This window comes from Nocardia sp. NPDC051981 (assembly GCF_040680715.1).
Lineage (GTDB): Bacteria > Actinomycetota > Actinomycetes > Mycobacteriales > Mycobacteriaceae > Nocardia.
Genome location: NZ_JBFAXK010000007.1, coordinates 15500 through 40738 on the forward strand (window position 1 = coordinate 15500; position 25239 = coordinate 40738).

The 25239-nt window shown below is 67.0% G+C and carries 23 protein-coding genes and 2 pseudogenes; 17 read left to right on the forward strand and 8 right to left on the reverse strand.

The window, feature by feature from the left end; genetic code table 11:
- Positions 1-7 precede the first annotated feature (7 nt).
- Positions 8-586, reverse strand: coding sequence for a helix-turn-helix domain-containing protein (locus AB0L60_RS15205; protein ID WP_354835348.1), 579 nt, complete (start codon positions 584-586; stop codon positions 8-10).
- 210 nt (positions 587-796) lie between these two features.
- Here AB0L60_RS15205 and AB0L60_RS15210 point away from each other — a divergent pair, with 210 nt between their 5' ends.
- The 6 genes from AB0L60_RS15210 (at position 797) to AB0L60_RS15235 (ending at position 6791) form a co-directional block, all read left to right on the forward strand.
- Positions 797-1363 (forward strand): NAD(P)H-dependent oxidoreductase, encoded by a 567-nt coding sequence (locus AB0L60_RS15210; RefSeq protein WP_364613180.1) that lies wholly within the window; start codon positions 797-799, stop codon positions 1361-1363.
- A gap of 158 nt (positions 1364-1521) precedes the next feature.
- Positions 1522-2382: a G1 family glutamic endopeptidase gene (locus AB0L60_RS15215; RefSeq protein ID WP_364613183.1), complete on the forward strand. Its 861-nt coding sequence runs from the start codon at positions 1522-1524 to the stop codon at positions 2380-2382.
- Positions 2383-2833: 451 nt separating this feature from the next.
- Positions 2834-3073, forward strand: a complete 240-nt coding sequence (locus tag AB0L60_RS15220) for a redoxin NrdH (protein ID WP_364613186.1) — start codon at positions 2834-2836, stop codon at positions 3071-3073.
- Positions 3074-3136: 63 nt separating this feature from the next.
- A complete protein-coding gene (gene nrdI / locus AB0L60_RS15225) occupies positions 3137-3607 on the forward strand; it encodes a class Ib ribonucleoside-diphosphate reductase assembly flavoprotein NrdI (RefSeq protein WP_364613189.1) in 471 nt (156 codons plus the stop codon).
- A 35-nt stretch (positions 3608-3642) separates the two neighbouring features.
- Complete coding sequence (gene nrdE, locus AB0L60_RS15230) at positions 3643-5748, forward strand: class 1b ribonucleoside-diphosphate reductase subunit alpha (RefSeq protein WP_364613970.1); 2106 nt, start codon at positions 3643-3645, stop codon at positions 5746-5748.
- 77 nt (positions 5749-5825) lie between these two features.
- Positions 5826-6791: a DUF2332 domain-containing protein gene (locus AB0L60_RS15235; protein WP_364613192.1), complete on the forward strand. Its 966-nt coding sequence runs from the start codon at positions 5826-5828 to the stop codon at positions 6789-6791.
- Positions 6792-7115: 324 nt separating this feature from the next.
- On the opposite strand, the gene AB0L60_RS15240 is transcribed toward AB0L60_RS15235, so the two are convergent.
- On the reverse strand, positions 7116-7964 hold the full coding sequence (locus AB0L60_RS15240) for an EamA family transporter (protein ID WP_364613973.1): 849 nt from the start codon (positions 7962-7964) through the stop codon (positions 7116-7118).
- A 591-nt stretch (positions 7965-8555) separates the two neighbouring features.
- Here AB0L60_RS15240 and AB0L60_RS15245 point away from each other — a divergent pair.
- Complete coding sequence (locus AB0L60_RS15245) at positions 8556-9566, forward strand: alpha/beta hydrolase family protein (protein ID WP_364613195.1); 1011 nt, start codon at positions 8556-8558, stop codon at positions 9564-9566.
- 36 nt (positions 9567-9602) lie between these two features.
- Here AB0L60_RS15245 and AB0L60_RS15250 read toward each other — a convergent pair whose 3' ends face one another.
- Positions 9603-9845: a hypothetical protein gene (locus tag AB0L60_RS15250; RefSeq protein ID WP_364613198.1), complete on the reverse strand. Its 243-nt coding sequence runs from the start codon at positions 9843-9845 to the stop codon at positions 9603-9605.
- A 338-nt stretch (positions 9846-10183) separates the two neighbouring features.
- Between AB0L60_RS15250 and AB0L60_RS15255 the strand changes: the two are divergent.
- Positions 10184-10504, forward strand: a pseudogene (locus tag AB0L60_RS15255) (lipase family protein); the annotation flags it as partial.
- 24 nt (positions 10505-10528) lie between these two features.
- Here AB0L60_RS15255 and AB0L60_RS15260 read toward each other — a convergent pair.
- Entirely contained in the window at positions 10529-11809 is a 1281-nt protein-coding gene (locus AB0L60_RS15260; RefSeq protein WP_364613201.1) for a helix-turn-helix domain-containing protein, read from the reverse strand.
- A 313-nt stretch (positions 11810-12122) separates the two neighbouring features.
- Positions 12123-12779 carry a histidine phosphatase family protein gene (locus AB0L60_RS15265; RefSeq protein ID WP_364613204.1) on the reverse strand — a complete coding sequence of 219 codons (657 nt, stop codon included), beginning with the start codon at positions 12777-12779 and terminating at the stop codon, positions 12123-12125.
- 244 nt (positions 12780-13023) lie between these two features.
- Between AB0L60_RS15265 and AB0L60_RS15270 the strand changes: the two are divergent.
- Positions 13024-13179 (forward strand): annotated as a pseudogene (locus AB0L60_RS15270) (MFS transporter); the annotation flags it as partial.
- Between the two features lie 58 nt (positions 13180-13237).
- Positions 13238-13615 carry an MFS transporter gene (locus AB0L60_RS15275; RefSeq protein ID WP_364613208.1) on the forward strand — a complete coding sequence of 126 codons (378 nt, stop codon included), beginning with the start codon at positions 13238-13240 and terminating at the stop codon, positions 13613-13615.
- 24 nt (positions 13616-13639) lie between these two features.
- Here AB0L60_RS15275 and AB0L60_RS15280 read toward each other — a convergent pair whose 3' ends face one another.
- Entirely contained in the window at positions 13640-14944 is a 1305-nt protein-coding gene (locus AB0L60_RS15280; RefSeq protein WP_364613211.1) for a HAMP domain-containing sensor histidine kinase, read from the reverse strand.
- On the reverse strand, positions 14941-15609 hold the full coding sequence (locus AB0L60_RS15285) for a response regulator transcription factor (RefSeq protein WP_354835110.1): 669 nt from the start codon (positions 15607-15609) through the stop codon (positions 14941-14943). The genes AB0L60_RS15280 and AB0L60_RS15285 overlap by 4 nt, the downstream gene beginning before the upstream one ends.
- Positions 15610-15976: 367 nt before the next feature.
- Between AB0L60_RS15285 and mgtE the strand changes: the two genes are divergently transcribed.
- On the forward strand, positions 15977-17353 hold the full coding sequence (gene mgtE / locus AB0L60_RS15290) for a magnesium transporter (protein WP_364613215.1): 1377 nt from the start codon (positions 15977-15979) through the stop codon (positions 17351-17353).
- A gap of 266 nt (positions 17354-17619) precedes the next feature.
- Positions 17620-18582, forward strand: coding sequence for a class 1b ribonucleoside-diphosphate reductase subunit beta (gene nrdF, locus AB0L60_RS15295; RefSeq protein ID WP_354835114.1), 963 nt, complete (start codon positions 17620-17622; stop codon positions 18580-18582).
- Positions 18583-18901: 319 nt separating this feature from the next.
- On the opposite strand, the gene AB0L60_RS15300 is transcribed toward nrdF, so the two are convergent.
- The gene (locus AB0L60_RS15300; protein WP_364613219.1) at positions 18902-19912 is read right to left on the reverse strand and encodes an ABC transporter substrate-binding protein; all 1011 of its coding nucleotides are present in this window, start codon (positions 19910-19912) and stop codon (positions 18902-18904) included.
- Between AB0L60_RS15300 and AB0L60_RS15305 the strand changes: the two genes are divergently transcribed.
- The 5 genes from AB0L60_RS15305 (at position 19905) to AB0L60_RS15325 (ending at position 25231) form a co-directional block, all read left to right on the forward strand.
- Positions 19905-20171 (forward strand): hypothetical protein, encoded by a 267-nt coding sequence (locus AB0L60_RS15305; protein ID WP_364613222.1) that lies wholly within the window; start codon positions 19905-19907, stop codon positions 20169-20171. The two genes, AB0L60_RS15300 and AB0L60_RS15305, sit on opposite strands and share 8 nt — an antisense overlap.
- A 126-nt stretch (positions 20172-20297) precedes the next feature.
- The gene (gene ctaD, locus AB0L60_RS15310) at positions 20298-22034 is read left to right on the forward strand and encodes a cytochrome c oxidase subunit I (protein WP_364613225.1); all 1737 of its coding nucleotides are present in this window, start codon (positions 20298-20300) and stop codon (positions 22032-22034) included.
- A 312-nt stretch (positions 22035-22346) separates the two neighbouring features.
- Entirely contained in the window at positions 22347-23306 is a 960-nt protein-coding gene (locus AB0L60_RS15315; protein WP_364613228.1) for a nitronate monooxygenase, read from the forward strand.
- A 180-nt stretch (positions 23307-23486) separates the two neighbouring features.
- Positions 23487-24716, forward strand: a complete 1230-nt coding sequence (gene serB, locus AB0L60_RS15320; protein WP_354835124.1) for a phosphoserine phosphatase SerB — start codon at positions 23487-23489, stop codon at positions 24714-24716.
- 104 nt (positions 24717-24820) lie between these two features.
- Entirely contained in the window at positions 24821-25231 is a 411-nt protein-coding gene (locus AB0L60_RS15325) for a protease inhibitor I42 family protein (RefSeq protein ID WP_364613232.1), read from the forward strand.
- Positions 25232-25239: the final 8 nt, after the last annotated feature.

Here is a 25239-nt window from a genome sequence, read left to right on the forward strand (position 1 = left end):
GGCGACGCTATTGACCGACGGGAGCGGTCACCTGCCGGACCAGGTGTTCCCAGTGATCGCCCACCTGGTCCAGGGTGTAGCGCAGTTCGCGGATCTGATGCAGCACCAGCCCGGCGTCCAGGCTGGCCAGCAGTGTGTCGGCGGTCAGTGAGATGTCGCCGGGCGCGCCGGCCTGCCGGAGCAGCAGGGCGACATGGGTTTTCGCGATGTTGTAGGGCGGGCCGGAGTACTGCCCGCCGATGTCGGCGTTCTTGCGCACGTCGCCCTCCACCTCGACCAGGGCCAGGCGCGCGCGCCCGAAGGCGATCAGCCGCTCCACGGGCGGCGCGCCCGGGCCCAGTGGCGGCGGCCCGAACATGTAGGCCCACTGGAGTTTCTGATCGGATTGGTCGAGCAGTGCCAGCATGAGCCCGGCCCGGTTGCCGAAGCGCCGGAACACCGTGCCCTTGCCGACGCCGGCCAGCTTGGCGACCGCGTCCATGGTGACGCCGTCCGCGCCGCACTGGCGGACCAGCTGTTCGGCGGCGTCGAGCAGCAGCTGCCGGTTGCGGGCGGCGTCGCTGCGCTCGTGGCTGCTGCCGGGCATGAGCAGCGGCACCGAGTGCGCGGGGGGCCGCTGCGTGCCGACGGGTTCGATCGGCAGCGCGATGCTCGGCAGGGCCGGAACGACCTCATCCGGTGAGGTGTCGCGTGTCACAGGCTCTCTGCTCCTACCCGGGAATGTAAGCGGACTGCAGTCCGGTTACAGTCTATCGAAAGTTCCGCTGCTGAATCAGCAACCTTTGGAGTGATCATCATGTCGCAGACCCGCATTCTCGTTCTGGTCGGCAGCCTCCGCGCCGCGTCGATCAACCGCCGCCTCGCCGAGGCCGCCGCGAAGGCCGCCCCGGAGTGCGTCGAGCTCGCGATCTACGAGGGCCTCGGTGAGATTCCTTTCTACAACGAGGACATCGACGCCGAGGGCAAGGTCCCGGCCACCGCGCAGGCGCTGCGTGACGCCGTCGGCGCCGCCGATGCCCTGCTGCTGGTGACCCCCGAATACAACGGCACCCTGCCGGCCGTGCTGAAGAACGCCATCGACTGGGCCTCCCGTCCGTACGGCGCGGGCGCGCTCAAGGATTTCCCGGTCGCGGTCATCTCTGCGTCCATCAGCCCGAACGCCGCCAAGTGGTCGCACGACGACGCCGTCAAGGCGCTCGGCGTGGCCGGTGCGAAGGTGGTCGAGGAGGCGTCGCTGAACTTCGGCGTCATCGGCCAGCGTTTCGGTGAGACCCACCCGGCCGACGATGCGGAGGCCCTGACCCAGCTGGCCGCCACCGTGCATCTGCTGGCGGAGACCGCCAACGCGCGAGCGAACGCCTGACAGTTTTGGCAAACGACCGGCACACACAGTGATTATTCGCTGAATTCAGCACAAGGCCACGGCTTTTGAGCCGTGGCCTATAGCTTTTCCCGGACAAATCGGGCTACCGTCAGACCATGAAGCTATCAACGGGCAACACTCTGTTAGGCCGTTGTTTCATGGCGGTTACCCTGGCCGTCACCGCCGCCTCGGTGGTGGTCAATGCGGCCGACGCGGCGGCCGACGGGGCGGCCGAGCCGTATGTCCGTCTCTACCTCGGCAACTGGGCCGGGTACGTGGTGCGGGGGGAGTTCCGGGAGGTCAGCGCCACCTGGGTGCAGCCGCGGGTGGACTGTCTCAATCCGGGCATCCTGCAGCGCGTGGTGCCCTGGGTGGGATTGAACGGCGCCAACGGGCTCGACGGCCAGGTCGCACTCCCGCTCGTGCAGACCGGCGTCGAATCCCTGTGCGCGAGTGACGTGGCCGTGTACGCGGCCCTGCCGGGTCTGCAGGTCGAATCCGCCGCCGCGGGCCTGGCGTACGCCGATCCGGACCTGGCCGGGACGGTCATGAACGCCGGGGGCAAGCTGTCCGACCTGCTGGGCGCGGCCGCGGACGGCCTGTGCTCGCTCGGTCTCCTCGGTGGTTCCTGCACCCCCGATACGCAGGTCGACGGCTGGTGGGAGCGCTACCCCGACGCGCCGGTGAGTTACGACGACGTGGTGGTCCGGCCGGGCGACATCATGCATTCGGTGGTCAGCTGGGACGGCGGGCGCTACGTCATGACGCTGGAGAACCGCACCGCGAAGTGGTCCCGCACCACGGTCTCCGTCTCTCCGGTGCCCGCCCACACCGCGGAGATCATCGTCGAGGGGCATCTCAGCGGGGCGCTGCCCGGTTTCGATCCGATCACCTTCACCGATATCTCCATCGACGGTCTGCCCCTGGCGGCCTATGACGCCGACGCCTACGGGATCGCGGCCACCAATCGGTTGCTGACGCCAGGTCCGATCGACGGCACGTCCTTCACCATCCGGTAGAGCGGGTGCAAATGCCGCGACACGCCGAGCGGAGCGGGGGCCTGGAATTGGGGGGCAGGGCTCGGCGGGGTGGCAAACCGGGTGGTCGCTCGAGTCTGCTGTGACTCGTGGGATTGGTGTTGATCAGCGGTGATGGTGTGTTTGCTGGAAATGAACTGAATGCCGAAAGTGTGATGTGCGTCGCAGTCGTGTCGAGTTGCGAATCGAGTGTCCAGGTACTTACGACACCGGAATTTCACCTTTGTGAGTCGCAACATGTCGTGTTGTATGAATCTGTCGGCCACTAGGTGTAGTGTCTTGGGAGCTGGAAGGCCACTAGGCGAACACCTCGAAGTTCACCGGGCGACCAGGGGCTTCGGTTCCACTTCCAGGGGTTTGCGCACTTACTACGTGGATCTTGTTTGAGCCGTGCACTGCAGACAGATCAAAGGCTAAGGAGAAGGGGATACCAATGACCATCACCGTTTACACCAAGCCCGCTTGTGTCCAGTGCAACGCCACGTACCGCGCCCTCGACAAGGCTGGTGTCGACTACAGCGTCATCGACATCTCCGAGAACCCCGAAGCCCGCGACTACGTCATGGCCCTGGGCTACCTGCAGGCCCCCGTCGTCGTCGCCGGTGACGATCACTGGTCCGGCTTCCGCCCGGACCGCATCAAGGCTCTGTCCGACATCGTCGCCGTCGCCTGACGCCGCGCCGCCGGTCAGGGCCGGCGGCCTCCTGCAGGTTCGTCCGAATCGAAAGGAGGGGAGATGGCCGAGATGTCCAGCGCGACACCGAGTCTGGTCTACTTCTCGAGCGCTTCGGAGAACACGCACCGCTTCGTCGAACGACTGGGCCTGCCCGCCGTTCGCATACCGCTTCACACCGCCGACTCGCTTCGCGTCGACCAACCCTTCGTGCTGATCGTCCCCACCTACGGGGGAGGTCGGCACGTTTTGGGTGGGCAGCGGTCCGACAGGGAATTCGTGCCCCGCCAGGTGGCCAAGTTCCTCAACGACCCGCACAACCGCGCCCTGCTGCGCGGCGTGATCGCGAGCGGCAACACGAACTTCGGCGATACGTACTGCTATGCGGGAGAAGTGATCTCACGTAAGGCAGGGGTCCCGTACCTGTATCGCTTCGAACTCATGGGAACTGCCGAGGACGTCGAGCGCGTCCGAGAGGGATTGGGATTGTTTTGGCAACGACAACAGCACCGGTCGGAAAGACTGCCCGCGTAGAGCGCCCGGTCAGCGGCGACTCCGCGACCGAGGGACTGGACTATCACGCCCTCAACGCGATGCTGAACCTGTACGGCCCCAACGGCGAGATCCAGTTCGACAAGGACCGGGAAGCCGCGCATCAGTACTTCCTGCAGCACGTCAACCAGAACACGGTCTTCTTCCACAATCTGGAGGAGAAGCTCGACTACCTGGTGCGCGAGAACTACTACGAGACCGAGGTGCTCGACCAGTACTCCCGTGAGTTCGTCAAGCAGCTGTTCAAGCAGGCGTACGCCAAGAAGTTCCGGTTCCCGACCTTCCTCGGCGCGTTCAAGTACTACACCTCGTACACGCTGAAGACCTTCGACGGCAAGCGCTACCTGGAGCGTTTCGAGGACCGCGTGTGCATGGTGGCCCTGGCCCTGGCCGCCGGTGACGAGACCCTGGCGCGCGAGCTGGTCGAGGAGATCATGGACGGCCGCTTCCAGCCGGCCACCCCCACCTTCCTCAACTCGGGCAAGCAGCAGCGCGGCGAGCCGGTGTCCTGCTTCCTGCTCCGCATCGAAGACAATATGGAGTCGATCGGCCGCTCCATCAACTCCGCCCTGCAGCTGTCCAAGCGCGGCGGCGGTGTTGCCCTGTTGCTCAGCAATATTCGTGAGGCCGGCGCGCCGATCAAGAAGATCGAGAACCAGTCCTCCGGTGTCATCCCGATCATGAAGCTGCTGGAGGACTCGTTCTCCTACGCCAACCAGCTGGGTGCGCGGCAGGGCGCGGGTGCGGTGTACCTGCACGCGCACCACCCCGACATCTACCGGTTTCTGGACACCAAGCGGGAGAACGCGGACGAGAAGATCCGCATCAAGACGCTGTCGCTGGGTGTGGTGATTCCGGACATCACCTTCGAGCTGGCGAAGAAGAACGAGGACATGTACCTGTTCTCGCCGTACGACGTGGAGCGCATCTACGGCGTGCCGTTCGCCGACATCAATGTGACCGAGAAGTACTACGAGATGGTCGACGACAAGCGCATCCGCAAGTCCAAGATCAAGGCTCGGGAGTTCTTCCAGACCATCGCCGAGCTGCAGTTCGAGTCGGGCTACCCGTACATCATGTACGAGGACACCGTGAACCGGGCCAACCCGATCGCGGGCAAGATCACCCACTCCAACCTGTGCTCGGAGATCCTGCAGGTCTCCACCGCGTCGGAGTTCAACGACGATCTGTCCTACGCCAAGGTGGGCAAGGACATCTCGTGCAACCTGGGTTCGCTGAACATCGCCAAGACCATGGACTCGCCGGACCTCGGCAAGTCGGTCGAGGTCGCGATTCGCGCGCTGACCGCGGTGTCGGACCAGACGCACATCTATTCGGTGCCCTCGATCGAGCAGGGCAACAACGAGTCTCACGCCATCGGCCTGGGCCAGATGAACCTGCACGGCTACCTGGCGCGCGAGCGGGTCCACTACGGCTCCGAAGAGGGCGTGGACTTCACCAACATCTACTTCTACACGATCGCCTACCACGCGATCCGTGCCTCGAATCTGATTGCGATGGAGCGGGGTTCGGCGTTCGGCGGCTTCGCCGACTCGAAGTACGCCACCGGCGAGTTCTTCGACAAGTACACCGACCAGGCGTGGGAGCCCAAGACCGACCGCGTTGCCCAGATCTTCGCCGACGCCGGCGTCCACATTCCCACCCAGGACGACTGGCGCGCGCTGAAGGCGTCGGTCATGGAGCACGGCATCTACAACCAGAACCTGCAGGCAGTGCCGCCGACCGGCTCGATCTCCTACATCAACCACTCCACCAGTTCCATCCACCCGGTGGCGTCCAAGATCGAGATCCGCAAGGAAGGCAAGATCGGCCGCGTCTACTACCCGGCCCCCTACCTGACCAACGACAACCTCGAGTACTTCGAGGACGCCTACGACATCGGCTACGAGAAGATCATCGACACCTACGCCGCGGCGACGCAGCACGTCGACCAGGGCCTGTCCCTGACCCTGTTCTTCAAGGACAGCGCCACCACCCGCGACGTCAACCGGGCCCAGATCTACGCCTGGCGCAAGGGCATCAAGACCCTCTACTACATCCGCATCCGCCAGATGGCCCTCGAAGGAACCGAAGTCGAGGGCTGCGTGAGCTGCATGCTCTGACAGGTGCTATCGATAAGGGCGTCCCGGCACCTGCCGCGGACGCCCTTTTTCGTGAAAGCCGATGTGGGGGAGGCAGGATGGAAACCGCCGATCGATACCGGGCATTCGCCGAGAAGGAGGTACGGGGCTACTCGCCCTGCTACGAGCACTGGTGCCTCGGAATCGCCGGGGATGCAGAGCTTCTCGCCCTCATCGACACCCTGCCCGTGCACAAGCGCCAGCCCAACCTTATCCTCGGTGCGGCCCGCTACCTGGGCGTGACGGTCGGGCCATTCGAGGAGTTCAAGGACTTCCTGATCACCAACTGGCCCGGGGTCCGGGATGTCGCCATGACCCGTCGCACCCAGACCAATGAGGTGGGCCGGACCGCGACCCTGCTCCCGTTGCTCGCCCGGCACGGCTCGGATCCGGTGGCGCTCATAGAATTCGGTGCCTCTGCCGGACTGTGCCTGTACCCCGACCGGTACAGCTACACCTACGACGACGGCCCCACCCTCGACCCCCGAGACGGCCGCTCCACCGTCGTCCTGCCATGCGCCACCACCGGCAACCCGCCACTGCCCACCGAACTACCGAACGTCGTGCACCGCACGGGTATCGACCTCAACCCGCTCGATGTCCGGGATCCCGAGGACATGCGCTGGCTGGAATCTCTCGTCTGGCCCGAACAGCGAAACCGATTGGACCGCTTGCGCAATGCCGCCGCCATCGCCCGGGAGAATCCGCCGCATCTGGTGCGGGGCGATCTCAGCAATGCCCTGGCGGCCCTGGTCCACGAGGCTCCTTCCGATATACCCGTAATAGTTTTCGGTAGTGCTGTTCTCCTCTATCTAGCCCGCGCCGATCGTGCGGATTTCCCGGCCATGATGCGAGAGCTTCCATGTGAGTGGATTACCAATGAGCCGCCGGGAGTGGTTGATTTCGGTACCGATGTACTCCCGGCTGGACCGGCAGACGTGCACCTGGTACTTGCATCGAACGGCCTTCCGATGGCGTATACGCGCCCGCACGGGCAGAGCCTCGACTGGTTCGGGAAGTGCTGAAAGACAAAGGCCCAGAAGCCAAAAGCCGAAGAACCAAACCCCAAAGAGAGAAAGACCAAAGACAAAGGATGCCTGGAGGAGAGGGGGCGGAGCTTGCAAGGCCGATCTCCCGTTCCAGCCCCCACCTTTTTGAAACTTTACGTCGGTGTGTCCGTAGAAGGTGATCCGTGCAGTCGCGGGCCGGGATCGGTGGCTTGCGGCTCCCAACTTGGCGTGAGCCCTAGTCCGGTAGGGCAGCTGTCGCATGGCGAAAGTTGTCAAGCGGCGGAAGAGATCCGAATTGTCCAGTATCGCAATATAATTCGGCAACATAGCGGCAGCTCTTCAAGCCGGTAAACCAATGACCACCGTTCCTGTTAGTACACTTGCGATCCCGATCGCACCTTGTCGAGAAATTCTTTCGTCGAGCAGGATTCGGCTGAGAATCGCGCCCACGACAATGCTGGATTCTCGAACGCTGGCCACTACCGCCACCGGCAGCTGGGTCATAGCGATCAGCGTCAGGCCGAAGGCTCCGAGCATTGCCGCACCACCCATGGCGGTGAGGGGAAGCGAGCGCAGGGAGAGTGTCCCGGTGTGGTCGCCGCGGGCTATGTCCTTGACCTTCAAAGCAATTCCGGAGCCGCCCATGACCGTGACGAGGTAGGGGATGGGCGCGGCGTGATGAACGCCCACACCGTCGAAGAGTGTGTAGGAGGCTACGCAGCAGCCGATTGTGAGACCCCACAAGACGGATCGGCGGCCGCCGGTGATGCCCGGAGCGGCGGGCCGGGCTCGGGAGAGGGCGATCAGCAGGACGCCGGAGGCGATGAAGGCCACGCCCAGCCAGCGGGTCCATCCGATGGTCGTTCCGAGGATGGCGGAGGCGGTGACGACCAGGACCGGGGAGCTGCCGCGCACGATCGGGTAGACCTCGCCGACCGGGGCGGTGGCGTATGCCTTCTCGAGCAGTGCGAAGTAGATGGTGCTGAAGCAGATCGAGGCGGCGGCGAAGGGGAGGGCGTAGAGCTCGAAGTGCCAGGTGGCCATGGCGATCGGGAGGAAGAGCAGGCCGCCCGCGATGAGCATGTCGGCGGTGGAGGAAATGGGCCGGTCGCTGCGGCGGAGTCGGCCCAGGGCGACGTTCCAGCCCGCGTGCAGGAAAACGGAGACCGCCAGGATCGGATATCCCATCGACTGCACGCGTGATTTTCCTCTCGATTGCATCGAATCCGGCTCGGGTACTGGTCCAGATGGTCTAGACCAAACAATCCGGTATGAACCTAGCTCGGCGGCAATGCGCTGGTCAACTCGATTTTCGAGGTGAAAATGGTTGGTTGACAACGCGTTTCGGGGGATCGACGAGCAGGCGACGCGGCGGGGATAACCGCTGCTGTGGCCGATCCCACGGCCGCGCCGCCCATTGTTGTGAACTCTCCAGAACGTGGTTCGCGCCCTGCCGATCACGGTTCGAGCCTGGTTAGGCTCGCTGTGATTCGGGTATCGAATCACCGAACTGCGCGGTCGATGCCGGAATCGGAATCGCATCAGGACTCCCGTTTTTGGAGGTGAGTAAGAAGTCCTCTCCTGCCCCCGCATGCCGAGGACTGCTTGTTCGAGACATGTACTGCCGGTGCAGTCGCAACTGCACTCCCATCGGATGAAGACCCACCGAGCGGCCAACCTCGCACCCGCTCGGTGGGTTCTTCGGATATCACGCCCCGCGTGAGGAGCTAGCTTGTCGCACAACATGATTCAGATGAATCCCGATATGGGAGCAGAGTCGTGAGGTCCCGGGCAGCCGCCGGGGTCGCGGCGGCGCTGGCGATACTCGCGTGCCCGCCGCTGGGCGCGACCGCCCGTGCCGGAATGCCGTATCGGGCCGAGTCCCCGGCGGATGTGACGCGGGTGCATCAGTTCGGCCCGAACTGGGAGCGGGTGGAGGTCACCTCCGCCGCCATGGGCCGCGACGTCGCCGTCGATGTGCTGCACGGCTCCGGAGCGGGCCCCCGGCCCACCCTCTATCTGCTGGACGGGGTGGACGCCGAGGGTGTATCCGACTGGCTGACCAAGGGGCACGCGGCGGAATTCTTCGCGGACAAGCCCGTTGACGTGGTCCTGCCCGTGGGCGCCACCGGCAGCATGTACACCGACTGGCTGCATGCCGACGCCGCGCTCGGCTGGAATCGCTGGGAGACCTTCCTGACCGCCGAGCTACCCGGCGCCATCGAGCCCTATCTGCACTCCGACGGCCGCCGGGCCATCGCGGGCGTCTCCATGGGTGCGCAGGGCGCGATGATGCTCGCCCACCGCCACCCCGGCTTCTACCGCGCCGTCGCCGGATTGAGCGGCTGCTACTCGACCATCGACCCCTCCGGCAGTGCGATCACCGCGCTCACCGTCGCCTCGTGCGGCGGCAACATCATGAACCTGTGGGGCCCGCCCGGCACCTTCGACTGGCTGATCCACGACAGCACCGTCTGGGCGGAAGCCCTGCGCGGCACCGTGATCTATCTGTCGGCCGCCTCCGGTCTCCCGGGCCTGCCCGATCTGACCCAGGTACTGAAGTCGCCCGACATCCCTGCCGCCCTGGAGGCCGCCGGGGGCGGCGTGGTGCTGGAGGCCGGCGCCCGCGTCTGCACCGAGCATTTCGCGAAACGACTGAGCGACTTGCGAATTCCCGCCACCGTGCACTACGAGCCGACCGGAATCCACGCCTGGGAGGACTTCTCCGCCGAGCTGGGCCCGGCCTGGGATACCCTCGCCACCGCCTTCGCCCCGGCCTTCGGGCGGTAATCGCACCAATCGAATGCGCTTGGGGCGCAAGGTATCTCAGTGCCGGAATCCGTATCGGGGCAGTCGGCGCAGTCCCGGCCGGATCCGGCTGTCCACCGTCACGGCCAGTCCGGCGTGCACGGCCGCCACGGTGAAATCCGACGCCTCTTTCCAGGTGGCCGCGTATTCCATGGTGAGTTCGGCGCCTTCGTCGGGCCCGCCCAGATACACGGTGACGCGATGGGTGAGCGCCTCCCCGATGCTGTCGAACAGAACCTTGCCTTCGGTGATGCCGGCCATGCGTGCTGCTCCTCGAATAGTGGCGGGGAGACGCGCGAGCCGACACCTGTGGCGGCCGCGCGTCCCTGTAACCGAAAGTAACCGGATTGTTTTGCGCGGGAATGTGTTCCGGTTCGACCTTGGAAATGTCACAAGCGCCCCGCGAGGGTAGTTGTTACGCGTTGGAACAGAAATGTTGGCACCCCAGACTGGACACGCGCTCACAAACGATCACGGTGCCCATTGTGACTATTCGAAAGGTTCGTCCTCCCCTCTGTCCTGGCACACCGCGCCTTCCTACGCTGCCCGGCATGAGGATTCGCGTTCCCATCGCGGCGATCGGCGCACTGTTGCTGACCGTCGCCGCGGGTGACCCGAACCTCGTGGTCCGCGAGGCCCCCGCCTGGAACGTGCTGCTGCAGCGCGGCTGGACCCTGGCCCTGCCCGACCACCTCGGACCACGATTCGCCTGCGGCGCGGCCAAACTCGGCGGTCAGATCACCCTGGACGGCGTCCGCGCCGTGCAGCGGGTGCCGGATCTGCGGGTCGAGCACAGTCCGGTCGCCATGGCCGGATACTCGGGCGGCGGCATGGCCACCGCGTGGGCCGCGGCGCTGGCCGCCACCTACGCCCCCGATCTGCACATCGCGGGCGCGGCCATGGGCGGCGTGCCCATGAACGACGGGCCGGCCGACCGCCGTCGGTCAGCAGCCCGCCGCCTGATAGGTGCGGGCCACCAGCGCCGAGCGCAGGTACCACAGCCCCGCCGCCTGGGTGGGATCGAACCCGGTCAGCTGCCCGATCCGCTTGAGCCGGTAGTCCACGGTATTGGTGTGCACGTGCAGCATGCGCGCCGTGCGCTGCCGGTTCAGGTTGTTGCTGATGTGTGACTGCAGCGTCTCCAGCAGCTCTGCGTGCTCGTCGAGCGGATCCAGCAGCGACCCCAGATGATCGCGGCCCGGTCCCGGCCGGGTGAGCTGATATTCCAGCGCCAGTTCGTCGAAGCGGAACAACCCGCGCACCAGCCGCAGCCGGTGCACGATGTCGAGCAGCTCGTGCGCCTGGTCGGCGGCATCCGGAATCTGTTGCGGCGCAGCGGAAACCAGCGTCGCGGTAATCGGCACCCGGGCCGCCCGCGACAGCTGCTCGACCAATTCGTCGAGCTGCTCGTCCGCGAGCGCCGTGACCGGCACCAGCAGCGTGCCGCCGTCCACGCTCAGCAGCGACAGCACCCGGTCGGGATACCGGTGGGCCAGTTCGGCCTGTACCCGGCGCAGCTTGCGCCGCGCCACCACCGCACCGTCCACGGTGGGGGAGTGCTCCTCGGGATGTTCGGGAATCGCCAGCGCCAGTACGTGATACGTCTCGGCGATCTCGATCCCGCATTCGCGCGCCATGGTGGAGGTGCTGTGCCCGCCCAGCAGCGCGGAGGTGAGCGTGTGCACGGCGGTGTGGTGTTCGCTCACCACCGACCGCAGCTCCCGCACGTAGGCCATGGCCACCGCGGAGGTCATCCGGTCCAGCAGTTCCACCACGAGTTTGGCCCCGCCCATGATGCTGTCCATGTCGGCGGCCGCGATGACCAGCGTGACATCGCCGTCGTCGTCCTCGCGGCGCACGTGCCCGGCCATGGCATTGGCCATCACCAGCTCCGAGCCGATCTTGAAGCCCTCGTGGATGGCGTGGTGGATGGTGTCGATCGGAATGCCCTCCCGCGCCCACTGCGCGGCGGCCTCCTCCAATCGCTTGGTCTTCTCCGGAATGTCGCGCCCGTCCAGCATGCCCACCGCCAGCTCCAGGCAGGTGCGGGTGATGGCGGTGACGTCGCCGTGAATGGCGTCCCCGGGCAGCGTCCCGCACGGCGCGACGGTTTCGACGAAATGCCCCACCATGTGCTGCGCGAGCCCGCGCACATCCTTGAGCGGCGACGATATCGGGTTGCCCGACACGGTGAGCCCCGCCCGGGCCGGAATTCCCACGGACATCCGTGACTCCCTTCCACCCCCGGGTTGTGCCCCTTCCGGGACCTGAAACGCTAACGCATGCCGCCGATACCAGCGGCCGGATCGATCTCTCCTGTGAGGCACAGTAATGCGCTTTCGGCGCTCCTGTGACTTCTCACATGCGCCAGGCCGGCGCCGCATAACGGCCGGGCAGCGTCGACGCGGGGCAATTCGCGTGGACACGCGGGTGAAACGAGCGCACGCCCGAGGCGTGAGAGCGCCACCGGGGTGATCTATCCGACTCCACCTCGGAACGGAATCCTGTCAGCCCGGGTGGACATGCCCGCGGCCGTGATCAGCCCAGGTGGCTGGTGTCGTTGTACGAGGTGAGCCGCATCCCGGAATCGCCTCGCTCCCAACGGGTTATGGACGCATTGCGGACCTGGGCGCTGGTCTGGGCGCTGATCTCGGCCTCGCTCAGATCCCCGAAGATGTAGCGGGTCAGCACGATTGCGATGTCATGGGTGAAAACCAGGACATGGCCGTGCATTTCGCGGAGCACGGCTCGCAGCCGGAGCGCGACGTCGGGCCAGGATTCGCCGCCCGGCGGGCGATGGTAGAAGCCGCCTGAGCGCTGCATCTCCCGGAACTCGTCCGGGTAGCGGCGCTGAATGCCGATTCTGGTGAGCCCGAACAGCACCCCGGGCTCCCGGTCTCGGATCCGCTCGTCGAAGTGCACGGGCGGCGTCGACAGGAAAACGAGCGCGATGCGGGCGGTCTCGCGGGTGCGCAGGTACGGCGAGCAGAGCACCAGGTCGAAGCCCGGATCGAACCCGGCCAGCCGTCTCCCGGCCGCCGCCGCCTGCGCCGCGCCCAGCTCGGTCAGCGGCACGTCGGCATCCCGTGTGCCCGTGATGAATTCCTCCGCCCCGGTGTACGGCGCCGCGTTGACGGTGCTCTGGCCGTGCCGCACCATGGTCAGTGATTCCAGTCCCGCTCCCGTCGCGTCCACCCATATATCGTGCGCGCAACCACGGTCGTCCGCCCGGCGAAATGTTAAGTGTGGGCAATGACCACATTCGGTGGCGCCCGCGCTGCCCGGACCGGTCCGCCGGTGCGACTGGACGAACTGCCGCTGGGTCCCGTGCACTACAAGCTGGTCGCCCTGGTCGCCCTGGTCGCCCTGGTCGCCCTGGTCGGCATGGGGCCTGTTCTTCGACCTCTACGAGCTGTTCCTGGCCGGCACCATCACCGGCGTGCTGCGGCAGCAGCTGCACCTGTCCACCTACCAGCTCAGTGGCATCCTGGCCTCGGCCTTCGCGGGCCAGTTCCTGGGCGCGCTGGTGATCGGGCGGCTCTCGGACGTGTTCGGCCGCCGGCGCATGTTCATGGTGAACATCGGCCTGTACGCGGGCTTCACGCTGCTGGGCGCGTTCAGCCCGAACGTGTGGTTCCTGATGGCCACCCGCGGTGGAACGGAAATACCTGGTGGTGGGCAGCGCCGCCCTGATGGCGGTGTTCGGCGTGGTCTTCGGTTTCGCCACCGCCGTGCCGCTGATCCTGGTGTCGGGCGGGTTGTTCACGCTGGCCAGCAATGTGTTCTCCGACGCCATCCACACCTATCTGCCGGAGTCCTTCCCGACCAGCGTGCGCGGCACCGCGTCGGGCACCACCTATTCACTGTCCAAGCTGAGCACGGCCGTGCAGCCGTTCCTGCTGCTGCCGCTGCTGGACCGCCGCGGGCCGGGCGCGGTGTTCACCGTCATCACCGTGGCCCTGGTGACCATGGTCGTGATCATCGGCCTCTGGGGTCCGATCAGCGGCCGCAAGCCGCTCGACGCCGAGTAAGCCCCGTCCGCGCACCGGGTTCGGCTACCGGTGCGCGGCGACCGGACTGCCCACCGTGATGTCGGCGGGCGGCAGCCACAGCGTGGCGATGGTGCCGCCGCCGACCGCGGGCTCGATGGAGGCATTGCCGCCGTGCGCCTGCGCCACCCAGGCGACCAGGGCCAGCCCGATGCCATTGCGCCCGCTGCGCCCGGCCGCGCCGCGATTGAACGGGCTGGCCGACATGACCGGATCGACGCCCGGGCCGTGGTCGCGAATGCTGACCCGCCCCTCCGCCACATGCACCTCGACCGGCGCTGCCCGGTTCACCGCGCCGTGGGTCAGCCCGTTCTCCAGCATGTTCCGGATCGCCAGGCTCAGCAGTTGCGGATCGCCCACCACCACGCTGGGGTGCGCGGTCACCACGATGCGCTCGTCGGCGGCCTCCTCGGCCACCGCTTCGGCCAGCTGGTCCAGCCGCAGCAGGGTGCGCTCGGGTTCGGCGATGCCGGACTGCATGCGGGCGCGGGCCAGCAGCCCGGTCACCAGGCGCGCCATCCGATCCGAGAGCCGGCGCGCCTCGGCCAGCGTCTGCTGCACCTCCTCGGGCTTGGGCCGGGATTCGGTGAGCAGCTTCAATGTGGTGAGCGGCGTACGCAATTCGTGCGCGGCGTCGCCGAGGAACTGCTCGTGCTCGTCCAGCATGCGCAACGCCTGCCGCTGACTGCGCCCCGACAGCAGGAAGGTGGCCGCCGCCGACAGCAGGACCAGCAGGCCACCCCCGGCGATCAACTCCCACACCAGGATTCGATGCGCTCCGGCGTCGGCCATGGACTCGGTCCCGGCCAGGATGACCACGATGCTGTCCCAGTCGTTCCAGAACACCGGGGCACCCGCCACCGTCACCGACCGGCCGGTGATGTCGGTGCCCGCGAATCGGCTGCCCTGATAGAGCAGGCCGTCGGCGTGATCCTCGGTTTGCGTTGCGAGCGTGGAGATCTGGGTGTCGTCGGGCATCAGCGAACGCTGGTAGGTGTGTGCCTGCTTCCACGGCTCGCCCGGTTTGCGCACCGCCACCACGACCGCCGTCGAACCCTTGGCCAGCTCGTCGTCGATGACGGTGGACAGGTCCAGCACCTGCTTGTCGTCGTGCTGAATGGCCCGGGCCAGCCCGCCCGCCACCTCTTCGGCCTGATCCTGTGCGCGGGTCTGGCGTGCGTGCGCGTCGATGGAGGCGGCCACGAAGCCGAACACCAGCACGGCCGTCGCGGTGATCACGGTGGCCAGCGCGGTCATGATCCAGCGGGCCCGTTTCAGCCGGGCCACGGCGGGGGAGCGGTGCGCGCTCACGAGATCCCGCCGCCGATGAGGAATCCCGTACCCCGCACGGTCTCGATCACGCTCGGCTCCCCGAGCTTGCGACGCAGCTTCGCCACCACCGCGTCCACCACATTCGAAGCGGGCTCGGCCATTTCGTCCCAGCAGCACTCGATGAGATCGGTGCGGGTCACCACGCTGCCGCGCCGGGTCGCCATGAGCTCGAGCACCGCGAACTCCTTGGGGGTGAGCATCAGCATGATGCCGGCGCGGGTGACTCGGCGGCGCATCAGGTCGATATCGATGTCCGCCACCGCGATTCGCGACGCGGTGGGCTGTTCGCGGCGGCGGCACAGCGCCCGCACCCGCATTACCAGCTCCGGCAGCGCGAAGGGTTTGGTCAGGTAGTCGTCGGCGCCGTGCTCGAAACCGGCCAGCCGATCGTCGAGCCCGTCGCGGCCGGTGAGCATGAGCGCGGGCACCGTGTGCCCCGCGCTGCGCGCCCCGGCGACCAGGTCCAGGCCGTCGCCGTCGGGCAGGCCGCGATCCACCACCAGGCAGTCGTAGCGATTGATGGCGATCTTGAAATCCGCGTCGGCGATGCTCTGGGCGAGGTCCACCGCGAACCCGGCCGAGCGCAACCCATCGGTCACCTCACGGCAGAGCTGGTGGTCGTCCTCTAGCACCAAAACACGCACAGAGGCAGAGAGTAGGGCATCACTGACGCCTGCCCAACGGCTGCGGCGACCGGATCGGCAAAAAATGATCGGAAAATGATCCGACGGCAAACCGGCGCGCTACCACAGGCTTCCGACCCTCTCACGGAACCGCCCGCCAGGTCGAGGGTCGCAGGCAACCCGCTGTATCCTGAACGCGGTTGTTTCTGTCAGCGGCTACCGAGAGGGGGTGAGGTGCATGCGCGGCGAACCTCCCAGTCGAAGGCCGTGTGGCATCGCCCCCCGAATCCGTCGGTAACTGCTCTGGCGGCGGTGGGTGTGGTGCCCGCGGTGTGCCCCGGTGCCTCCCATCCACTCTTTTACTCGCCGTCCGGCCGAGGACTCCGCCATGACGCAGACCGACCTGCACCCTGTCGTCTCCGATGTGCGCCGCCCCGAAGGGGATTCGCTGTGCGACATCGTCGACCGCCGCCACCTCACCCCCGCCGTGGAGTGGCTCGACAACCACCCGCCGCACGTCATCGCCGAGCAGCTGGCCCGCATGGACGCGGTCACCGCCGGCATGGCCTTCCGGCTGCTCGACAAGGACCGCGCGCTGGCCGTTTTCGAGGAACTCGAGCCCGTCGACCAGCAGCAGATCCTGTCCGGCCTGCGCGATCAGAGCTTCCGGGACCTCATCGAGGACATGGACCCCGATGACCGCGCCCGCATGCTGCGCGAGGCGCCGGCCAAGGTGGCCAAGAAGGTACTGGCCGGGCTCAGCCCGCGCGAACGGCGCATGACCGCCACCCTGCTCGGCTACCCGGAGGGGTCGGTCGGGTTCTACATGACGCCGGAAGTCGTTGCGCTGCCGCGGAATCTGCCCGTCACCGAGGCGCTGCAGACCGTCCGGACCAAGGGCGGCACCGCCGAGACCGTCTACACGCTGCCGGTCGTGGACGCGGGCCGCCGCCTGATCGGCGTGGTCGAACTACGCGATCTGGTGCTCGGCTCACCGGACGCCATGATCGCGGATCTGGTTGTGGCCGAACCGGTCTCGGTGCGCGCCACCGACTCGGCGGAGCGGGCGGCCCGGCTCATGCAGGGCGCCAACCTGATCAACCTGCCGGTGGTGGACAGTGAGGACCGCCTGGTGGGCCTGCTCACCATCGACGACGCCGTCGAGGTCATCGAGGCGGCCGACTCCGAGGACATGGCCCGGCAGGCCGGCACCACCCCGTGGTCCGGGCACTACATGGCCGCGGGCGTGTTCCAGCTGGCCCGCTACCGCGCCCTGTGGCTGATGCTGCTGCTGGTCGCCGCGACCCTGACCGTCACTGTCACCAACTTCTTCGAGCCAACCCTCGAGCAGGCCGCGCACCTGGCGCTGTTCATTCCCCTGCTCATCGGATCCGGCGGCAATGCGGGCGCCCAGGCCGCGACCACCTGCGTACGCGCGCTCGCGGTCGGCGAGGTCCGGGTCTCGGACCTGTTCGCCGTGATCTGGCGGGAATGCCGGGTCGGGCTGCTGCTGGGCTGCATGCTGGCCGCGGTCGGCATGGTGATCGGCACGCTGTTCGTGGGGGTGAAGATCGCCGGGGTGGTGGGCATCGCGCTGGTGATCATCTGTGCCTGGGCGGCGACCATCGGCGGAACCATGCCGCTGCTGGCCAAGAAACTGCGCATCGACCCGGCCGTCATCTCCGCGCCCATGGTGACCACGCTGGTGGACGCGACCGGCCTGGTCATCTATTTCACGACGGCGAAGGTGGTGTTGGGGATCTGACACGGCGGTGGAGGGCATCTGATCGGCAAACCTGCGGAGGGTGCGGACACGCCGACCCCGGGTCGCTGTGACGGATTGCACCGCTGTAATTTTCTGCAGTCGGTGGCGTGCTTGCCCATCCCCTTTTCGCATTCTCGCAGGACAGTGTGAGGACACGTGAAGACACAACTTCTTGTGCTGCATGGGGATGTCACCTACCAGTAGTAGTGTTCAGGGTAAGGGAATTCCGCAGGGTCCGGTGAGCTGAGAAGGGTGTGTGAGCGGGCGTGAAACTGATCGATCGGGTGACGGCGATCAACTGGAACCGCGTGCAGGACGAGAAGGATGCCGAGGTCTGGGATCGGCTCACCGGCAACTTCTGGTTGCCGGAAAAGGTCCCGGTCTCCAATGACATCCCGTCCTGGAACACGTTGACCGCCAACGAGAAGCAACTCACCATGCGGGTCTTCACCGGCCTCACCCTGCTCGACACCATCCAGGGCACGGTCGGCGCGGTCAGCCTCATCCCGGATGCGCTGACCCCGCACGAGGAGGCGGTGCTCACCAATATCGCCTTCATGGAGTCGGTGCACGCCAAGAGCTACAGCTCCATCTTCTCCACGCTGTGCTCCACCCGCGAGATCGACGAGGCCTTCCGCTGGTCCGAGGAGAACCGGAACCTGCAGCGCAAGGCCGAGATCGTGCTGGAGTACTACAACGGCGAGGACCCGCTCAAGCGCAAGGTCGCCTCCACCCTGCTGGAGTCGTTCCTCTTCTACTCCGGCTTCTACCTGCCCATGCACTGGTCCTCGCGGGCCAAGCTCACCAACACCGCCGACATGATCCGCCTGATCATTCGCGACGAGGCCGTGCACGGCTACTACATCGGCTACAAGTACCAGAAGGGCCTCGAACTGGTCTCCGAGGCCGAGCGCGAGGAGCTCAAGGCCTACACCTTCGAGCTGCTGTTCGAGCTGTACGAGAACGAGGTCGAGTACACCCAGGACCTCTACGACGAGGTCGGCCTCACCGAGGACGTCAAGAAGTTCCTGCGCTACAACGCCAACAAGGCCCTGATGAACCTCGGCTACGAGGGCCTGTTCCCCAAGGACGAGTGCGACGTCAATCCGGCCATCCTCTCGGCCCTCTCGCCCAACGCCGACGAGAACCACGACTTCTTCTCCGGCTCCGGCTCCAGCTACGTCATCGGCAAGGCCGTCAACACAGAGGACGAGGACTGGGAGTTCTGACGGGTCGCGGCGCTCGACCCCGATGACGCGGGGAAGTCGCCACCCGGCCGAGCACCGACCGTGAAGTTCACCAGCGAGATCGTGAACTTTTCGTGATCACGGGTGTTCCCCGCAGGCAGACATAGCAAACGGCCCCGAGCAAAGATTCGCTCGGGGCCCGTTTGCCAACCGCAGCAACTGATTTCGCAACGGTCGGGGTAACTCGTCGGGTACGGCCAGAATCGGTTCGCTCACCAACCGCGGCACGCGTGCCCAACCGTTGACGGCTCTCGGCCGCGCGCTGAAGGTCCGGGGAGGCGGGGGAGCGAGGCGGGGGAGCTCAGTCCGTGACGTATCCGTTGAGGTTGTTGCGGACGTCGTCGAGCAGGGCCCGGGCGGCGGTGATGCCGCTGCCGTGCCAGATGGTGTCGTCGACGGCGAACTCGCGGCGGTCGCTCACCGCGGCGAGCTGTTTCCAGTTGTCGCCCTTCATGATCGACTTGCCGTAGTCGAGGCCGTCCTTGCCGTCGAACATGAGGAAGATGAGGTCGCCCTCGATCCGGTTGCGGGCGTCCTGGCTGCTCAGACTGGTCACGTCGAAGGAGTCCCCGCGCTGCGGCTGCGGCCGCTGTACGCCCGCGTCGCCCAGCACCTGCGCGGCGAAGCTGTTGCCGCCCTGCACCTGAATGACATTGGGCTCGAAGCGGATCACCGATGCCTGGGTGAGGGCGGCATTGGCGGCGAGCCCCGCGTCCCTGGCGGCCGTGCGGTAGTCGTCGAGCGCCTTGACCCCGGCGGTCTTGCGGTCCATGGCCTCCGCGAAACCGGTGAAGGTGGCCTGCCAGCCGTTCTCCGCACCGACCAGCACCGTCGGGGCGATGCCCTTCAGGGCGTCGTAGTGCGAGCTGTCGGAGGCCGGGCCGATGATCAGATCCGGCTTCAACTCCGCGATCTTCGCCGGATCCGGGTTGCCCGCCAGGCCTACCGAGGGGATATCGACGACGCCGGTGCCCAGGTAACCGGGCTGCGGCGCGGGACCGGCCAGCGTGGTCGCGCCGACCACGCGCTCCCACAGCCCCAGCGCGCAGGTGGCGTCCAGGGCGGACGTGGAGAGCACCACGATGCGCTTGGGGTCGGCCGGCACCTCGGAGGTGCCCGCGGCATGGGCGACGGTCTTCGTGCCCGCGGCCGAGTCCGGACTGGACGGCAGCGGGCACGCCTTGGAGGTGTCGCGCTCGATCCCGACCACGCCCGCACCCGCGATATTCGTGGTGGTGCGCACGATCGAGGCGGCGTTGTCATCGGTCTTGCCGCATCCCGCGACAAGACCCACCGTCAGCAGCGTGGCCACCGAGACCAATCCCACACTGCGCAAATGCCGCAAGGATCGCCAATGGGGCGTGACCAGCGGGGAGAAGGTGGAGGCGAACGTGTTTCGGGTGGAAGCGGACTCGCGCACCGGCATGCGGGGCAGCCTACAGCCGTGCCCGGCGACTCCCAATTACGACACCGGCGCCGCCACGGAGTACGACATCGGCACCGCCACGGAGTACGACATCAGCACCGCCACGGAGTACGACATCGGCACCGCCGAATACGACACAGAGTAGGACCCGGAGCGAGCGCTGTCGGAACACCGTTTACGATCTGTCACAGCGCAAGCCACCGTCGTTCGTCATGTGCCGAACCGGACGCCGGAAGCAGCGTACGAACGATGGCATACCTGTGGAGGTTTCGTGACTGCCGTAGAACCGCGGCCGGCCAGCCTTGTGGAGGCGGCTCGGCCCTATCCTCAAAGGACGGGTCCGAAGGGATCGTTCATCTACAAGATGGTCACCACGACGGACCCGAAGGTTCTCGGCGTCATGTACCTGGTGACGGCCATGTCCTTCTTCATGGTCGGCGGCATCATGGCGCTGCTCATGCGCGCCGAGCTGGCCCGCCCGGGCATGCAGTTCCTGTCGCCGGAGCAGTTCAACCAGCTGTTCACCATGCATGGCACGATCATGCTGCTCTTCTACGCGACCGCGATCGTGTTCGGCTTCGCCAACATCATCCTGCCGCTGCAGATCGGCGCCCCTGACGTCGCCTTCCCGCGTCTGAACGCGTTCAGCTACTGGCTGTACCTGTTCGGCGGCACCATGGCGACCGCCGGCTTCATCACCCCCGGTGGCGCGGCCGACTTCGGCTGGACCGCCTACGCCCCGCTGTCGGACATCGTCCACTCCCCGGGCGTCGGCGGCGACCTGTGGATCCTGGGTCTGGCCGTCTCCGGTCTGGGCACCATCCTCGGTGCCGTCAACATGCTCACCACCGTGGTCTGCCTGCGCTGCCCGGGTATGACCATGTTCCGGATGCCGATCTTCACCTGGAACATCGCCGTCACCTCGGTGCTGGTGCTGCTGGCCTTCCCGCTGCTCACCGCGGCCCTGTTCGGCCTGGCCTACGACCGCCACCTGGGCGGCCACATCTACGACCCGGCCAACGGCGGCGTGCTGCTCTACCAGCACCTGTTCTGGTACTTCGGCCACCCCGAGGTGTACATCATCGCGCTGCCGTTCTTCGGCATCGTGTCGGAGATCTTCCCGGTCTTCAGCCGTAAGCCGATCTTCGGATACACCACCCTGGTCTACGCGACGCTGGGTATCGCGGCGCTGTCGATCGCGGTGTGGGCGCACCACATGTACGCCACCGGTGCCGTGCTGCTGCCGTACTTCTCGTTCATGACCTTCCTCATCGCGGTCCCGACCGGTGTGAAGTTCTTCAACTGGATCGGCACCATGTGGCGCGGTCAGCTCACCTTCGAGACCCCGATGCTCTGGTCGGTCGGCTTCCTGGTGACCTTCCTCTTCGGTGGTCTGTCGGGTGTCATCCTGGCCTCGCCGCCGCTGGACTTCCACGTGTCCGACACCTACTTCGTGGTCGCGCACTTCCACTACGTGCTCTTCGGCACCATCGTGTTCGCCACCTTCGCGGGCATCTACTTCTGGTTCCCGAAGATGACCGGCCGCATGATGGACGAGCGCTTGGGCAAGTGGCACTTCTGGGCCACCTTCGTCGGCTTCCACACCACGTTCCTGGTGCAGCACTGGCTGGGCAACATGGGTATGCCGCGTCGCTACGCCGACTACCTGCCCTCGGACGGCTTCACCACCCTGAACACCATCTCCACGATCGGTGCCTTCATCCTGGGTTCGTCGATGCTGCCGTTCATCTGGAACGTCTTCAAGTCCTACCGCTACGGCGAGGTCGTGACCGTGGACGACCCGTGGGGCTACGGCAACTCCCTCGAGTGGGCGACCTCCTGCCCGCCGCCGCGGCACAACTTCTACGAGCTGCCGCGCATCCGCTCCGAGCGTCCCGCGTTCGAGCTGCACTACCCGCACATGGTCGAGCGCATGCGCGCCGAGGCCCATGTCGGCTGGGGCTCCAAGTCCCACACCGTCAAGGAGCTGGAGAAGGTTTCCGGCTAGTCTCGACACCTGAACACCAACGCGGCACCTGTCTGACGACGGGTGCCGCGTTGTTTTCGGGGAGGGAGGGCCGACCCGACCTCGGACCGCCACCTTCGACACGCCGTTCGCGGCACCCTTGCTGGCGGTCGGGCTACTGCTGTTCGAGTGGCGGCCACGCAGTTTCGTGCCGGTCGCGACCGCGGTGTCGGTGGCGGCGGTGCTGCGCATTCTGCGCCTGCCGACGATCCGGCCCTCCCGCGTCGAGGTCGGTGCGACGGTCCAGCGCCATGATCGATGTGTTGCTATTGGCCGATGGAGGATCCGGGAGCGATGTCGGAAACGGGACTGTCCACCGAGTGGTCGCGTGCGCTGGGGCTGCGGCTGCCGGTGGTGAACGCGCCGATGGGCGGGGTTGCCGGTGGCAGGCTGGCGGCCGCGGTCGCGGCGGCGGGTGGCCTGGGCATGATCGGGATGGGGAGTGCGGGGTCGGTGGAGGCCCTCGAGCGGGAACTGCCGCACGTCGCCGACGCTGCCGGTCCGGTCGGGATCGGTCTGGTGGATTGGGTGGTGGCCGCCCGTCCCGGGCTGTTCGAGCTCGCCCTCGCGGCCGCACCCGCGCTGCTGTCGGTGAGCTTCGGGTCCGACCTGTCGTGGGCCGACCGGGCTCGCGCCGCCGGAATCCGCACGGCGACACAGGTTTACACCGTCGACGAGGCCCGGCGTGCGCGCGATGCCGGCATCGATGTCCTGGTGGCACGCGGTCTGGAGGGTGGTGGGCACGGCGCTCCCGAACTGGCGACGCTGCCGCTGCTGGAGGCCGTGCTCGACGCGGTGCCGGGTCCGGTGCTGGCCGCCGGTGGAATCGGTTCGGCGCGTGGGGTCGCCGCGATGCTGGCGGCAGGAGCCTCGGGAGTGTGGCTGGGGACCGCCCTGGCCGCCTGCGCCGAATCGCTGCTGTCGCCGGGCGGCCGGCAGGCCCTGCTCGCGGCCGAGGACACCGACACCATCGTGACCCGGACCTTCGACGTCGGCATGGAACTGCCCTGGCCACAGCGCTTTCCGGCCCGGGTGCTGCGCAACGACTTCACCGCGCGCTGGCACGACCACCTGGGCGAGCTGGCCGGTGACACCGCCGCGCGGTCCGAGCTGACCGCCGGGAATGCTGCCGACGACCCGCGTATCGCCCCGGTCGACGCGGGCCAGGGCGTCGGCCTGGTCACCGCGGTGCGCCCGGTCGCCGACGTACTGACCGAAATGTGTTCGGGCGCCGCGCGCCTGCTCGGTCGCTGACGCATCGACTCTCGGTCGGCGGTCGCCCTGACCTCCGGTGGCCCGGTCGCTGACCTCGGGTGGCGTGATGCCCGCCACCGTCGGCGGCGGTCGGCGCGGTCCCGTTCGCGCCGACCTGACAGAATGAGCTGCCGCCGCATGCCGGGCGGGACAGGCAGTCGCATGGAACGGAGTTATCGATTGAGCGCGTCTGACACGACGGTTCTGGTCACGGTCACCGGACCCGACAAGCCGGGCGTCACATCGGTACTGCTGGCCGCCCTGGCCAATAGCGCGGTCAGTCTGCTGGATGTGGAGCAGGTCGTGATTCGCGGTCGCCTCACCCTGGGCGTGCTGGTGTCGTGTCCCACCGATCCCGAAGCGCTGCAGGATCAGCTCGAGGACGCCATGGCCTCCATCGGCATGGATGTCGATGTGGAGATCGGAGCGAGCGCCGTGTCGGGCGCCAAGCTGTCGACCCACGCGGTCGTGGTGCTGGGTTCGCCGGTCACCGCCCGGGCCTTCAGCGCCATCGCGCGCAAGCTGGCCGCGCAGCGGGTGAACATCGACTCCATTCGCGGCATCGCCGACTATCCGGTCACCGGCCTGGAACTCATGGTCACCGTCCCCACCGCCGACGCGGACGCCGAGACCGAGCTGCGCACCGCGCTGGCCACGGTCGCCGCCAAGGAGAGCGTGGACGTCGCCGTCGAGAAGGCGGGCCTGGCACGACGGGCCAAGCGGCTCATCGTGTTCGACGTGGACTCCACCCTGATCCAGGGCGAGGTCATCGAGATGCTGGCCGCGCACGCCGGTGTCGAGGAGGAGGTCCGCAAGGTCACCGAGGCGGCCATGCGCGGCGAGATCGACTTCTCCGAATCCCTGCGTCAGCGGGTGGCGACGCTGGCCGGGCTGGACGCCTCGGTCATCGACGAGGTCGCCGAGCGGATCGAACTCACCCCCGGCGCCCGCACCACCATTCGCACCCTGCGCCGCCTGGGGTTCCGCTGCGGCGTGGTGTCCGGCGGCTTCCGTCAGGTCATCGAGCCGCTGGCGCACGAGCTGGAACTGGACTTCGTACAGGCCAACACCCTCGAGATCCGCGACGGCAAGCTGACCGGCGCGGTGGTCGGGGAGATCGTGGACCGGGAGGCGAAAGCCGTTGCGCTGCGCCGATTCGCGGCCGAGACCGGGGTGGCCATGGATCAGACCGTCGCGGTCGGCGACGGCGCCAATGACATCGACATGCTCAATGCCGCCGGGCTGGGCATCGCGTTCAATGCCAAGCCCGCGCTTCGCGAGGTCGCCGACGCGGCGCTGTCGCATCCGTTCCTGGACGCGGTGCTGTTCATCCTGGGCGTCACCCGCGACGAGGTCGAGGCGGCCGATGCCCGCGACGGCGGTATCCGCCGGGTGCCGCTGCCGCGCTGAGGCGCTCGGCTGAGACCCGCAACGCATCCAATTCGGTTGCGGCACTCGCAGCTCCGCTCTCGGTACCGTGGTCGGGGAGTCCGGTCACGATCGAAGGAGAGTCCGTGCGCGTACGTATGCCGCTGGCAGTGGTGATGGCCGCGCTGGCGCTGGCCGGCTGCGGCAATTCGGCCTCGTCCGAGCACGAGCCGGTGCGGGTCGGCGCCGACTCCGACGGCAAGGACGTGAGTCTCGCGGTCGGTCAGGGGCTGATCGTCACCCTCGAGGCGAACCCGACCACCGGATACGCCTGGATGCTGGGCAGTCTGGATCAGAAGGTCGTGAAGCAGAACGGCTCGCCGGAATACGAACAGGACCCGAATCCGGACGGCAAGGTCGGTGTCGGCGGTAAATCGGTGTCGAATTTCGTAGCGGTCGCGGCGGGTTCCACCCGATTGAGCCTGGAATACAAGCGAGCCTGGGAACAGGGTGTGGAGCCGGCCAAGGGCTTCACCCTGAACCTGACGGTTCATTAGCCCGAACA